Below are 13,861 nucleotides of genomic sequence, written 5' to 3' on the forward strand. Positions count from 1 at the left end.
GCATCGAACACGGGCCCCCATGACAAGCGGCCCAGTCAGGAGATCCCCGATGCGGAAGATGAAGCTGGTGATGGTCGGCAACGGCATGGCCGGAGTGCGCACCCTTGAAGAACTGTTCAAGCTCGCCCCCGATTTGTACGACGTGACGGTATTCGGCGCCGAACCGCATCCGAACTACAACCGGATCCTGCTGTCTCCCGTGCTCGCGGGCGAGCAGACGCTCGAGCAGATCGTGCTCAACGACTACGCGTGGTACGAACGGCACGACATCACGCTGCACGTCGGCAAGAAGATCGTGAAGATCGACCGCGTGAAGCGCGTCGTGATCGCCGAAGACGGCACCGAGGCCGCGTACGACCGCCTGCTGCTCGCGACCGGCTCGAATCCGTTCATGCTGCCGATCCCGGGCGCGGATCTCGACGGCGTGCTCGGCTATCGCGACATCGCCGACACGCAGGCGATGATCGATGCCGCCGCGCGCCACACGCATGCGGTCGTGATCGGCGGCGGCCTGCTCGGCCTCGAGGCGGCGAACGGCCTGAAGCTGCGCGGAATGGACGTGACGGTCGTCCACCTCGCGCCGACGCTGCTCGAGCGTCAGCTCGACGCGACGGCGGGCGGCCTGCTGCGCACGTCGCTCGAAGCGCGCGGCCTGAAATTCGCGATGCCGAAGGAAACGCAGGCGCTCGTCGGCGACGAGAGCGGCCGCGTGTGCGCGGTGCGCTTCAAGGACGGCGAAACATGCAAGGCCGATCTCGTCGTGATGGCGGTCGGCATCCGCCCGAACACAACGCTCGCCGAAAGCGCGGGCCTCTATTGCAATCGCGGAATCGTCGTCAACGACACGATGCAGACCTACGACCCGCGCATCTATGCGGTCGGCGAATGCGTGAGCCATCGCGGCATCGCATATGGCCTCGTCGCGCCGCTCTTCGAGCAGGCGAAAGTCGCGGCGAACCATCTCGCGCAGTTCGGCATCGGCCGCTACACGGGCTCGGTGACGTCGACGAAGCTCAAGGTCACGGGTATCGATCTTTTCTCCGCGGGCGACTTTCTCGGCAGCGGCGACACCGAAGACATCACGTTGTCCGATCCGATCGCAGGCGTGTACAAGAAGCTCGTCATCAAGGATGACAAGATCGTCGGCGCGTGTCTGTACGGCGACACCGCCGACGGCGCATGGTATTTCAAGCTGCTGCGCGAAGGCCGCAACGTCGCCGACATCCGCGACACGCTGATGTTCGGCGAGACGAGTCTCGGCGACACCGGCCACAGCGGCGCGACGCACGCGATGACGATGGCCGACGACGCCGAAGTGTGCGGCTGCAACGGCGTGTGCAAGGGGACGATCGTCTCGGCGATCAAGGAAAAAGGCCTCTTCACGCTCGACGACGTGCGCAAGCACACGAAGGCGTCCGCGTCGTGCGGATCGTGCACGGGCCTCGTCGAGCAGATCCTGATGTCGACGCTCGGCGGCGACTATTCGGCGTCGCCGAAGGCGAAGCCCGTGTGCGGCTGCACCGACCGCACGCATTCGGAAGTGCGCGCGGCGATCCGCGAGCACAAGCTGCTGTCGGTGCCGTCCGCGATGCATTTCCTCGAATGGCGCACGCCGAACGGCTGCGCGACCTGCCGCCCGGCGCTCAACTATTACTGCATCAGCACGTGGCCGCACGAAGCGAACGACGATCCGCAATCGCGCTTCATCAACGAGCGCGCGCACGCGAACATCCAGAAGGACGGCACGTATTCGGTCGTGCCGCGGATGTGGGGCGGCGTGACGACCGCCGGCGAGCTGCGCCGCATCGCGGACGTCGTCGACAAGTACGCGATTCCGACGGTGAAGGTCACGGGCGGGCAGCGCATCGACCTGCTCGGCGTGAAGAAGGAAGACCTGCCGGGCGTCTGGCACGACCTCGGGATGCCGAGCGGCCATGCGTATGCGAAGGCGCTGCGCACGGTGAAGACCTGCGTCGGCTCGGAATGGTGCCGCTTCGGCACACAGGACTCGACGCTGATGGGCCAGCAGCTCGAGCGCGCGCTGTGGCGCATGTACGCGCCGCACAAGGTGAAGCTCGCGGTGTCCGGCTGCCCGCGCAACTGCGCGGAATCGGGGATCAAGGACGTCGGCGTGATCGGCGTCGATTCGGGCTGGGAAATCTACGTGGGCGGCAACGGCGGCATCAAGACCGAAGTCGCGCAGTTCTTCTGCAAGGTGAAGACGCACGAAGAGGTGCTCGAGTACGCGGGCGCGTTCCTGCAGTTGTATCGCGAGGAAGGCTGGTATCTGGAGCGCACCGTGCACTACCTCGAGCGCGTCGGCCTCGACCACGTGAAGGCCCGCATGCTGGACGATGCGGACAATCGCCGCGCGCTGTGGGAGCGCCTGCAATTCGCGCTGAAGGACGAGCCGGATCCGTGGCACGACTCGAAGGAAGCGCAGGTCGATCTGCGCCAGTTCATCCCGATCGCGGTCGCGCCCGCCGACGCGTGATGCGCGTCGATGCGCCGCGCATCGCGCCGCACGCCGGCCAGGTCAATCAACCAGGAATTCGAAACATGTCCGTCACGCCATCCGAATGGATCGCCGTCTGCGATCTGGGCGACATCCCGCCGCTCGGCGCTCGCGTCGTCACGCGTCCCGCGGGCGCGCCGATCGCGCTCTTTCGCACCGCGAGCGACACCGTGTTCGCGCTGCTCGACCGCTGCCCGCACAAAGGCGGCCCGCTGTCGCAAGGCATCGTCCACGGCGAGCAGGTCGCCTGTCCGCTGCACGGTTTCAACATCGCGTTCGAGAGCGGCCGCGCGCTGCCGCCCGACGACGGCTGCGCGACGGTCTTTCGCGTGAAGCGCGAAGGCGATGCGGTGCTGCTCGATCGCGCGGAGCTCGCGACGCTCGGCGTCGACGACGCGCCGCAACCAATCGCATTCGTTGCGCCGGGCGCCGCGGCATGACGGTCGACACGTTGGCGCGGCCCGCGCAAGACGCGCCGGACGCCGTGCGCGAAACGCGTTCGACCTGCTGCTATTGCGGCGTCGGATGCGGCGTCGTCATCGAAACGCGACGCGACGCCGACGGCCGTGATCGGATCGTCGGCGTACGCGGCGATCCCGAACATCCGGCGAACTTCGGCCGCTTATGCTCGAAGGGCAGCACGCTGCATCTGACCGCGACGCCCGAGCGCTACGCGCAGACGCGCGCGGCGCATCCGGAACTGCGCCTGTCGCGCGATGCGGCGCGCACGCGCGTGTCGTGGAACGACGCGCTCGATCATGTCGCGCTGCGCTTCGCGCGAATCGTCGAGCAGCACGGCCCCGACGCGGTCGGCTTCTACATCTCCGGCCAATTGCTGACCGAGGACTATTACGTCTTCAACAAGCTTGCGAAGGGGCTCGTCGGCACCAACAACGTCGATTCGAACTCGCGGCTTTGCATGAGCTCGGCCGTCGTCGGCTACAAGAAGACGCTCGGCGCCGACGCGCCGCCGTGCAGCTACGAGGATCTCGATCACGCGGGCACCGTGCTGATCGCGGGCGCGAATCCCGCGTACGCGCATCCGATCCTGTACCGGCGGCTCGAAGCGGCGCGCGCGCGCAATCCGCAGATGAAGGTGATCGTCGCCGATCCGCGGCGCACCGATTCGGCGAGCGACGCGACGCTGCATCTCGCGCTGCAGCCCGGCACCGACACGATGCTGTTCAACGCGATGCTGCACGTGCTGATCTGGGACGGCGCGCTCGATCGCGCATTCATCGACGCGCACACGCAAGGCTTCGACGCGCTGCGCGACGCGGTACGCGACGCGACGCCCGCCGCCGCCGCGCAAATCTGCGGCCTGCGCGCCGACGACATCGTGCAGGCCGCGCGCTGGTTCGGCGTGGGGCCGTCGCTGTCGCTGTATTGCCAGGGGCTCAATCAGTCGGCGACCGGCACGACGAAGAACGTCGCGCTGATCAATCTGCATCTCGCGACCGGCCAGATCGGCAAACCGGGCGCCGGGCCGTTTTCGCTGACGGGACAGCCGAACGCGATGGGCGGCCGCGAGGTAGGCGGCATGGCGACGCTCGCGTCCGCGCACCGCGATCTCGCGAATTCCGCCGACCGCGCGGAAATCGCGCGCCTTTGGGGCGTGCCCGACTTGCCGGCGAAGCCCGGACTGACTGCGGTCGAGATGTTCGAGCAGCTCGCCGAAGGCACGCTTAAGGCGATCTGGATCGTCTGCACGAACCCCGCGCATTCGATCCCGAACCAGGCGATCGCGCGCGCGGGGCTCGAGCGCGCAGAATTCGTCGTGCTGCAGGACGCATACGCGCACACGGGAACCGCGCCGTACGCGGACGTGCTGCTGCCCGCCGCGACCTGGGGCGAGAAGGAAGGCACGGTGACGAACTCGGAGCGGCGGATCTCGCGCGTGCGCGCGGCGACGGCGCCGCACGGCGATGCGCGCGCCGACTGGCAGATCGCCGCCGACGTCGGCCGCCGGATCGAAGCGCGGCTCGCGCCGGGCCGCCCGACGCTCTTTCCGTACGCCGACGCCGAAGCCGTATGGAACGAGCACCGCGCGACGACGATCGGCCGCGATTGCGACATCGGCGGGCTGTCGTGGCCGCTCATCGCACGCGACGGTCCGCAACAGTGGCCATTCCCGGCGGGCGCCGAGCGCGGGCTCGCGCGCCTGTACGCGGACGGCCGCTTTCCGACCGCCGACGGACGCGCGCGCTTCGTGCTCACGCCTTATCAGCCGGTCGCCGAGGCGGTCGACGCGCGCTACCGCTTCGCGCTGACGACGGGCCGCCTGCGCGACCAATGGCACGGCGGCAGCCGCACGGGCACGGTCGCGAAGCTGTTCGCGCATGCGCCGCAACCGTGCGTCGACCTGAATCCCGGCGATTGCGCCCGGCTCGAGGTCGGCCCGCACGACTTCGTCCACGTGACGTCGCGCCGCGGCAGCGCGCTCGTCCCCGCGCGCGCCGACGATGCGGTCGCCCCCGGCCAGGCGTTCGCGCCGATGCACTGGGGCGACGAATACGTATCGGGCGTCGCGGGCAACCGCGCCGCGACGGGCGTCAACGCACTGACGACGCCGATGCGCGATCCGTACTCGCAGCAGCCGGAATTGAAGCATGCGGCGATCAAACTGCTGAAGGCCGACCTGCCGTGGCGCTGGCTGATCGCCGCACGCGTGCCGGCCGACCGGATGCTCGAGCGTCAGCGCGCCGCGCGTACATTCTTCGCGTGCTTTCCGTACGCGAGCTGCGTGCCGTTCGGCACCGACGAGTACACCGGGCTCGCGTGGCGCGTCGCCGCGTACGAGCCCGCGCCCGCCGAGCTCCAGCGCGAAATCGAGGCGCTCTTCGAATTGCCCGCGCACGCGGCCGACGTGATGAGCTACGGCGACGCGCGGCGCGGCGCCGGCCGGCGCGTGCGGATCGTCGACGGCGCGCTCGCCGCGTTCTCGGTCGCGGGCGCCGCGGGCGCGACCGAAGAGAGCGCGGCCGTGCTGCGCGACTATGTCGAGAGCGGCGCGAGCGTCGGCGCGCTCGGCCGCCTGCTGCTGTTCGCGGGGCGCGTGCCGCTGCAGACGGCGCCCGCGCGCGGCCGCACGATCTGCAACTGCGTCGGCGTCGGCGAGCGCGAGATCGGCGCGATGCTCGCCGCCGACGCGCCGTCCGCGACACCCGGCGAGCGGCTCGCGAACTTGCAAGAACGGCTCAAATGCGGTACTCAGTGTGGTTCCTGCATACCCGAGCTGCGCCGCCTGATCGCCGAAACGGCGACGGCCGCGGCTCCCGCTCCTCGATGACCGAATCCCAAGCCAATGCAGCCTTGCCCGATCACTTTCCGTGCGCCCGCTTCATCAAGGAGATCGGGCGCGGACCAAACGGCGCACGCCCGCTGTCGTACGACGACGCGTCGGCGCTCTATCGCGCGATGCTCGACGGACACGTATCCGACGTCGAGCTCGGCGCGATCCTGATTGCGTACCGGCTCAAGGGCGAAACGGCCGCCGAGCTCGCGGCGATGCTCGCCGCCGCGCACGCGTCGTTCGAGCCGCTGCACGTGCAGGACGCCGCGTTCCGCACGGTGTCGATCCCGAGCTACAACGGCGCGCGCAGGCAGCCCAATCTCGTGCCGCTCCTCGCGCTCCTGCTTGCGCGGGAAGGCGTGCCGGTGCTCGTGCACGGCGTGACCGAAGACCCGGGGCGCGTGACGAGCGCGGAGATCTTCGCCGAGCTGTCGATTCCGCCCGGCGCATCGCACGACGGGATCGAGGACACGCTCGCCGAGCGCCGCGTCGCGTTCGCGCCGATCGACGTGCTCGCGCCGAAGCTCGCGCGGCTAATCGCGCTGCGGCGCGTGCTCGGCGTGCGCAACTCGACGCACACGGTCGTCAAGCTGCTGCAGCCGTTCGAGCCGGCCGGGCTGCGGCTCGTCAACTACACGCATCCGCCGTACCGCGACAGCCTCGTCGAGCTGTTCCGCGAACATCCGGAAGCAGCTGCGGGCGGCGCGCTGCTCGCGCGCGGCACCGAGGGCGAGGCGGTCGCCGACACGCGCCGCCAGGTCCAGGTCGACTGGCTGCACGACGGCCTGTGCGAAACGGTCGCCGAACCGGTGCGCTCGTCGCCCGACGCGCCGCCCGTCGAGCTGCCCGCGTCGCGCGACGCCGCGACGACAGCCGCGTGGACCGACGCCGTGATGCGCGGCGAAATCCCGGTTCCGGACGCGGTCGCGACGCAAGTCGAAACGATCGTGCGGCTCTCGCGGATCGTCGAATGAGCGCCGGCGGCGCTGCCGGGGAGGCGGCGGATCGCTGCGATCGCGCGGACCGGCGGATGCGGCGCCGCGGTGGTGCAGCCTGACGCGTCGCCTCGCGCGCCGTGAGACGCCTCTCGGCGCGCCCCCGGCACGAAGCCCGACGCATCGCGCCGGAAGCCCGGCCGGCCGCCGGCACGGCGTTCCGCGCGCCGCATCATGCCGACGCTCGCACGCCGGGCCTTCGCGTCGCTCGCGCGCCCTCTGCGTCCTGCCTCCTCGTCCTGCGTCCTGCCCCTCCCACCGGCAAGCCGCACACGCCGCCCCCGCGTCACGCCCCCGCCTTCGAATACCCCGATGATTGACAGCCGCCGCCGACTTCGCATAGAGTTGCCGACATGCGTTCCTTCCCGAACCCCCTCCGAATTACCTCCGGCCGCCTAGCGCGGCCGCTATCGCTACGACTAGCGTAAAGCTGTCGTAGCGCCGCGCCGTCCCGGCGCGGTCCCTTCCCTAGCTGTTCCTCGCAGTTTTTTACAACCCGTAGTCGTCAGCTTTCGTCCGTCGATCCGTCGGGCGAATCGCGAAGATTCCCGCGTCGTCGTGCCATCGGGCATGCACGTGCGCAGGCGGCGCCCACCGGCGCGACATGCCGCCCGTCTTCGCTCGCGACTTGACCGCCCGAGGCAAAGATGAAGCGCAACCCCGCTGAGAAATACCGACCGTTCGAACCCGTTCGCATCAACGGACGCCGATGGCCGAGCCGCACGATCGAGCGCGCGCCGATCTGGATGAGCACCGATCTGCGCGACGGCAACCAGTCGTTGATCGAGCCGATGAGCATCGAGCAGAAGCTCGAGTTCTTCGAGATGCTCGTTTCGATCGGCTTCAAGGAAATCGAAGTCGGTTTTCCGTCGGCGTCGCAAACCGACTTCGATTTCGTGCGCAAGCTGATCGACGAGCAGCGCATCCCCGACGACGTGACGATCGAAGTGCTCGTGCAATCGCGCGAAGACCTGATCGCGCGCACGTTCGACGCGCTCGAAGGCGCGCCGCGCGCGATCGTGCACCTGTACAACGCGATCTGCCCGTCGTTCCGCCGGATCGTGTTCGGGCTGTCGAAGGACGAGGTGAAAGCGCTCGCCGTCGACGGCGCGCGGATCATCAAGGCGCACGCGCAGGCGCGCCCCGACACGCACTGGACGTTCCAGTACTCGCCCGAGACGTTCAGCATGACCGAGCTGTCGTTCGCGCGCGAAGTCTGCGACGCGGTCGCGCAGACGTGGCGGCCGACCCGCGATCACAAGATGATCGTGAACCTGCCCGCGACCGTCGAGGCCGCGACGCCGAACGTGTTCGCCGACCAGATCGAATGGATGGACCGCAATCTCGGCTATCGCGACAGCATCGTGCTGTCCGTGCATCCGCACAACGATCGCGGCACCGCGGTCGCGGCGGCCGAGCTCGCGCTGCTCGCGGGCGCGGATCGCATCGAAGGCTGCCTGTTCGGCAACGGCGAGCGCACGGGCAACGTCGACCTCGTCACGCTCGCGCTCAATCTCTACACGCAAGGGATCGATCCGGGCCTCGATTTCTCGGACATCGACGCGGTGCGCCGCGTCGTCGAACGCTGCAACCAGATCCCCGTGCATCCGCGCCATCCGTACGCGGGCGACCTCGTGTTCACCGCGTTCTCCGGCTCGCATCAGGACGCGATCCGCAAGGGCTTCGCGCAACAGCAGCCCGACGCGATCTGGGAAGTGCCGTATCTGCCGATCGATCCCGCCGATCTCGGCCGCGGCTACGACGCGGTGATTCGCGTGAACAGCCAGTCCGGCAAGGGCGGGGCGACGTACCTGCTCGAGCGCGGGATGGGCTTCTCGCCGCCGCGCCGCGTGCAGATCGAATTCAGCCATGCGGTGCAGGCGCTCGCCGATGCATCGGGCGAAGAAGTGACGGCCGACGCGATCTGCGCGCTGTTCGCGCGTGAATATCTGGAGACGATGGGTCCGGCCGCGCGCGCGGGCGCGTCGGCGAGCTGGCATGACCGCGAAGCCGCGCTCGCTCACGCGGACGACGCGCAAAGCGCGGCGCGGCAGGCGGCCGCCGTGTTCGCGGCGGCGGCGGGCGTCGAGATCGACGTCGCGTCGTGCGAGGTCGAGCGCACCGCGAATGGCGACACCGTCGTGTTCGTCGGCGCGAAGGTCGGCGGGGCCGCGCTGCGCCACGGCGCGGGCGTGCATCGCGATCCGGTCGCCGCCGCGACGGATGCGGTCGCAAGCGCGATCAACCGCTCCGCCTGGAGCCGCGACGAGCGGCGCGCGGCCGCCTGACGCGGCGCGACCGACACGCGAAAGGACCAGGCGCGGCGCACGCCGCTGCGCCAAACCGGTGCGACGCGCGATCCGCGGTGCGCCGGTGCAAACCGTGCAGCTCACGAAGCCGCGCGGCGACGGAAGGCTCCGACGAGGGGCCGAAAGAAACGGCCGGGAAAGGGCCGGAAAAGAACCGAAAAAGCGGGCGGCAGCTGCGGGCGAGAATGGCGGGCGAAGGCGTGCTTCGTGCCTAGCTCTCGGTCGCGCAGCGCGTCGCCTGCCATGCGAGGAGGCGCCAGCGGCCGCTCTCCAGCGTCTGCACCGCGGTGTAGGCGACCGGAAACACGAGGCCGCCGTTGTTCGTCTCCATCTCGATCAGCGCGCGCCCCGCGACGACATACGTGGCGTCGCCGTCGCCGACGGGCAGCACCTCCTGCGACTGGATTTCGATCTGCCGATAGCGGCGGCGCCCTGCCGCGATCGCGTCGATGAACTGCTGCTTGGTCTCGCGCTTGCCATTGGTGTGCACGTAGTAGACCTTGTCGGACAACAACGCTTCGAGCGCCTCGCCGTCGCCGTCGACCATCGCACGAAACCGGTCGCGCTCGAGCGCGCGAATCGCATCGATCACCTTCGCCACCATCGCCATACTCCTCGACTGCATGCGCGCCTCCGGCGCGCCGATCAGAAGTTGTATTGCACGTAGAGCTGGCTGAAATTTATACCAGGATTCGGGTCTTTGATACCCGCGTTCGACACGTGCTGGAAGCGCAAACCCGCCTGATACTGCTGACGATCGCCGAATTGCGCGCCGACGCCGATCATGTCGGCGAACTGAAACGCGGTCGACATCGAGTAGTTCTGCGAGATCGTCGGATGCGACAGGAAACGCACGCCGACGCCCGCCTCGATGAACGGCCGCACGTAGCCGGCGCTCTTGATGAAGCGCACGATGGGCGTTGCGCCGACTTCCCAGACGCTGTCGTTGATCGCGCGATCGCCCGTGTACCGCCAATACGACAAGTGTCCTTCGGCGACGAACGCAAAGTGCCAGCCGCCGATTTCCCACCAGGCCCAGTTCGGATCCCAAGCGACAGCGATGTCGCCCTTCTTGATGTCGTGGTCGGCGACGCCGCCGCCGAGCTGCAATCCCCAACGATCCGCGAAAGCGGCGCCGGAGGCGCCGACAAGCGCCGCTGCCACTGCGACCTGCGCGATGACCCGCCCCGCCCGACCGCCGTTTTTATCGTTCATCTCTTACTCCAACTTCTCTGGTTGAATAGAGCCTCGCTGCAATCCGCATGCGGTGCCCGAGCGAACAGAATCTTATGGTAAAGGACTTTTCTGATCGGCATCGTCTGACGAAATGGTTTTCTGCCGAATTGACAAGAATCAGGATCCTTTACCCGAAACGCCCGTAAAACAACGACTTATGGACGACGAGCAGAAAAAGGGCTCCGGCATGGGCTATCACTTCATCAAAATCAATAGCAAAATGGGAACTCCAGCGACCCTGTTCCTTCTAAGGATTAGCACTCCGGTAGATGGAGTGCTAAGATTCATCGAGGAATCGCCCCGGCAAAGGGGCTTGTCCCTGATTCCAAAGGAGTTTTTTACGTGAGCAACGCATTGACCCTTCCGAACATTCTGCGCCCGGCGTCCGCTAAGGCCGCATCGGCAGGCTCGCTGGCGCTCGCATCCCAGTCGATGCTGCCCGGCCAGTTGGGCAACATCGACGCCTATATCCAGGCCGTCAACCGGATTCCGTTGCTGACGCCGGAAGAAGAGCGCCAATACGCGACCGAATACCGCGACAGCAACGACCTCGACGCCGCGCGCCAGCTCGTGCTGTCGCACCTGCGGCTCGTCGTGTCGATCGCGCGCAATTACCTCGGCTACGGCCTGTCGCACGGCGACCTGATCCAGGAAGGCAACATCGGCCTGATGAAGGCGGTCAAGCGTTTCGATCCCGCTCAGAACGTACGTCTCGTGTCGTATGCGATCCACTGGATCAAGGCCGAGATTCACGAGTACATCCTGCGCAATTGGCGCATGGTCAAGGTCGCGACGACGAAGGCGCAGCGCAAGCTGTTCTTCAACCTGCGCAGCCACAAGAAGGGCACACAGGCGTTCACGCCCGAGGAAATCGACGGCCTCGCGCAGGAGCTGAACGTCAAGCGCGAGGATGTGGCCGAGATGGAAACCCGCCTGTCGGGCGGCGACGTCGCGCTCGAAGGCCAGATCGACGACGGCGAGGAGTCGTACGCGCCGATCGCGTATCTCGCCGATTCGCACAACGAGCCGACCGCCGTGCTCGCCGCGCGGCAGCGCGACATGCTGCAGACGGACGGCATCGCGCAAGCGCTCGAGTCGCTCGACGCACGCAGCCGCCGGATCATCGAGGCGCGCTGGCTGCACGTCGACGACGACGGCTCGGGCGGCTCGACGCTGCACGACCTCGCGGCCGAATTCGGCGTGTCGGCGGAGCGCATCCGCCAGATCGAGGCAAGCGCGATGAAGAAGATGCGCACGGCGCTCGCCGCGTACGCGTAACGCTCGATCACCCGGCCCACCAGGCCGCGTCGAAACGGAAAAGCCCGCTGTCTTGTGACAGCGGGTTTTTTTGTGCACTGCGAAATCGCACGCGTTGCGCGTATGCTTGATCAACGTTATGAAAAATTCCCCCGGTACATTGCGATTTACGTAAGTCTTGAGCCAGCTCAAGCTTTCGCGATTGCTTCGCGACGGTGTGCCGCAGCGCGGCACACCGGGTTTTCCGGGACACCTCCTACAATTGGGAGGACCGGCCAACGGATGCTGCGCGTGCACAAGCGCGTCACGAGACCGGCCTAGTTTTATGCCTATCGCGCTATCCCGGACCTCATGGCTTTGACTCTCATCAACAAAAAGGCGTCGCCCCGCGATACGCCGCCCGCTCGTCCGGCGGGCTGGCGCGATCGGGCGGCCGCCTGGGCCCGCGGCCCGACCCTCGCGCGCGACATCTCGATCGTGCTGGTCTTCAAGCTGATCCTGCTCGTCGCGCTCAAGTACGCATTCTTCAACCATCCGCAGGCCGAGCACATGTCGTTGCCGCCTGCCGTCGTCGCCGCGCAGTTGCTGTCGACGACGCCATCCGAACCCACTCGGGGAGACCGCCATGATAAGTAGCGAAGTCGTCGATCTGTCGCGCCTGCAGTTCGGCATCACAGCGCTCTACCATTTCCTGTTCGTTCCATTGACGCTCGGCATGTCCTGGCTGCTCGTCATCATGGAATCCGTCTACGTGATGACCGGCAAACAGGTCTACAAGGACATGACCCAGTTCTGGGGCAAGCTCTTCGGCATCAACTTCGCGATGGGCGTGACGACGGGCATCACGCTCGAATTCCAGTTCGGCACGAACTGGTCGTACTACTCGCACTACGTCGGCGACATCTTCGGCGTGCCGCTCGCCGTCGAAGGACTGATGGCGTTCTTCCTCGAATCGACGTTCGTCGGCCTGTTCTTCTTCGGCTGGAACCGTCTGTCGAAGGTCCAGCACCTGATCGTCACGTTCCTCGTCGCGCTCGGCTCGAACCTGTCCGCGCTGTGGATCCTCGTCGCGAACGGCTGGATGAACAATCCGGTCGGCGCCGAGTTCAACTACCAGACGATGCGCATGGAGCTGTCGAACCTCTTCGACGTGATCTTCAATCCGGTCGCGCAGGTGAAGTTCGTGCATACGGTGTCGGCCGGCTACGTGACGGCCGCGATGTTCGTGCTCGGCGTGTCGGCGTGGTATCTGCTGAAGAAGCGCGACACGGATTTCGCGCTGCGCTCGTTCGCGGTCGCCGCGGGCTTCGGCCTCGCGTCGACGCTCTGCGTGATCGTGCTCGGCGACGAATCCGGCTACACGACGGGCGAAGTGCAGAAGATGAAGCTCGCCGCGATCGAATCCGAATGGGAGACGCAGCCGGCACCCGCATCGTTTACGCTGATCGGCCTGCCGAACCAGGCCGAGGAGCGCACCGACTATGCGATCAAGATCCCGTACGCGCTCGGCCTCATCGTGACGCGCTCGATCGACGAGCCGGTAATCGGCCTGCGCGAGCTCGCGAAGCGCAGCGAGGAGCACATCCAGAGCGGAATGGTCGCATACGGCGCGCTGCAGAAGCTGAAGGCGGGCGACACGAGCGCCGAGACGAAGGCGACCTTCGACCAGCACAAGCAGTATCTCGGCTACGGCCTGATGCTCAAGCAGTTCACGCAGAACGTGACCGACGCGACGCCGGATCAGATCAAGGCCGCGGCCAAGCAGACGATCCCGCCCGTCGCGCCCGTGTTCTTCTCGTTCCGGATCATGGTGTTCCTAGGCTTCCTGTTCCTCGCGACCTTCATCGCCGCGTTCTGGTTCTGCGCGCGCCGCCAACTGCTGCAGGACAACCGCCGCTGGTTCCTGCGCTACGCGGTGTGGGCGATTCCGCTGCCTTGGCTCGCCGCCGAGTTCGGCTGGATCGTCGCCGAAGTCGGCCGCCAGCCGTGGACGATCGCGGGCATCCTGCCGACGCATCTGTCCGCGTCGAGCCTCACGCCGACCGATCTGTACCTGAGTCTTGCCGGCTTCATCCTGTTCTACACGGCGCTCTTCATCATCGAGATCACGCTGATGTTCAAGTACGCGCGCCTTGGCCCGTCGTCGCTGCACACCGGCCGCTATCACCACGAACAGGGCGAGCGGCAGCTCGACAAGGCAGTCGCCGGAACGGCCGCCTGACGACCTCGCCACATCGAATTCGCACAAGGAATCGCT

The 13,861-nt window shown here is 67.3% G+C and carries 10 protein-coding genes; 8 read left to right on the forward strand and 2 right to left on the reverse strand.

Annotation, left to right across the window (positions count from 1 at the left end):
- Positions 1–49 precede the first annotated feature (49 nt).
- The 5 genes from nirB to leuA all read left to right on the forward strand — a co-directional run bounded on the left by nirB (position 50) and on the right by leuA (position 9,090).
- A complete protein-coding gene (nirB, locus tag WS69_RS16475; RefSeq protein WP_059471788.1) occupies positions 50–2,494 on the forward strand; it encodes a nitrite reductase large subunit NirB in 2,445 nt (814 codons plus the stop codon).
- A gap of 65 nt (positions 2,495–2,559) precedes the next feature.
- Positions 2,560–2,955 carry a nitrite reductase small subunit NirD gene (gene nirD, locus WS69_RS16480; protein WP_059471978.1) on the forward strand — a complete coding sequence of 132 codons (396 nt, stop codon included), beginning with the start codon at positions 2,560–2,562 and terminating at the stop codon, positions 2,953–2,955.
- A complete protein-coding gene (locus tag WS69_RS16485) occupies positions 2,952–5,804 on the forward strand; it encodes a nitrate reductase (protein WP_059471789.1) in 2,853 nt (950 codons plus the stop codon). Before nirD ends, WS69_RS16485 begins: the two co-directional genes overlap by 4 nt.
- Complete coding sequence (ybiB, locus tag WS69_RS16490) at positions 5,801–6,781, forward strand: DNA-binding protein YbiB (protein ID WP_059471790.1); 981 nt, start codon at positions 5,801–5,803, stop codon at positions 6,779–6,781. Before WS69_RS16485 ends, ybiB begins: the two co-directional genes overlap by 4 nt.
- Positions 6,782–7,449: 668 nt before the next feature.
- The gene (gene leuA / locus WS69_RS16495) at positions 7,450–9,090 is read left to right on the forward strand and encodes a 2-isopropylmalate synthase (protein WP_059471791.1); all 1,641 of its coding nucleotides are present in this window, start codon (positions 7,450–7,452) and stop codon (positions 9,088–9,090) included.
- A gap of 232 nt (positions 9,091–9,322) precedes the next feature.
- Here the strand turns inward: leuA and WS69_RS16500 are convergent, their stop codons facing one another.
- Positions 9,323–9,715: a nuclear transport factor 2 family protein gene (locus WS69_RS16500; protein WP_059471979.1), complete on the reverse strand. Its 393-nt coding sequence runs from the start codon at positions 9,713–9,715 to the stop codon at positions 9,323–9,325.
- A 41-nt stretch (positions 9,716–9,756) separates the two neighbouring features.
- The gene (locus WS69_RS16505) at positions 9,757–10,326 is read right to left on the reverse strand and encodes an acyloxyacyl hydrolase (RefSeq protein ID WP_059471792.1); all 570 of its coding nucleotides are present in this window, start codon (positions 10,324–10,326) and stop codon (positions 9,757–9,759) included.
- Positions 10,327–10,689: 363 nt separating this feature from the next.
- Here WS69_RS16505 and rpoH point away from each other — a divergent pair, with 363 nt between their 5' ends.
- From rpoH to WS69_RS16525, 3 genes are all read left to right on the forward strand, one after another.
- The gene (gene rpoH / locus WS69_RS16515) at positions 10,690–11,625 is read left to right on the forward strand and encodes an RNA polymerase sigma factor RpoH (RefSeq protein ID WP_059471794.1); all 936 of its coding nucleotides are present in this window, start codon (positions 10,690–10,692) and stop codon (positions 11,623–11,625) included.
- A 330-nt stretch (positions 11,626–11,955) separates the two neighbouring features.
- Positions 11,956–12,240: a cytochrome oxidase putative small subunit CydP gene (gene cydP / locus WS69_RS16520; RefSeq protein WP_059471795.1), complete on the forward strand. Its 285-nt coding sequence runs from the start codon at positions 11,956–11,958 to the stop codon at positions 12,238–12,240.
- Positions 12,230–13,825, forward strand: coding sequence for a cytochrome ubiquinol oxidase subunit I (locus WS69_RS16525; RefSeq protein ID WP_059471796.1), 1,596 nt, complete (start codon positions 12,230–12,232; stop codon positions 13,823–13,825). The genes cydP and WS69_RS16525 overlap by 11 nt, the downstream gene beginning before the upstream one ends.
- Positions 13,826–13,861: the final 36 nt, after the last annotated feature.

The organism is Burkholderia sp. BDU5, assembly GCF_001522845.1.
In the GTDB taxonomy this organism is placed as follows: domain Bacteria; phylum Pseudomonadota; class Gammaproteobacteria; order Burkholderiales; family Burkholderiaceae; genus Burkholderia; species Burkholderia mayonis.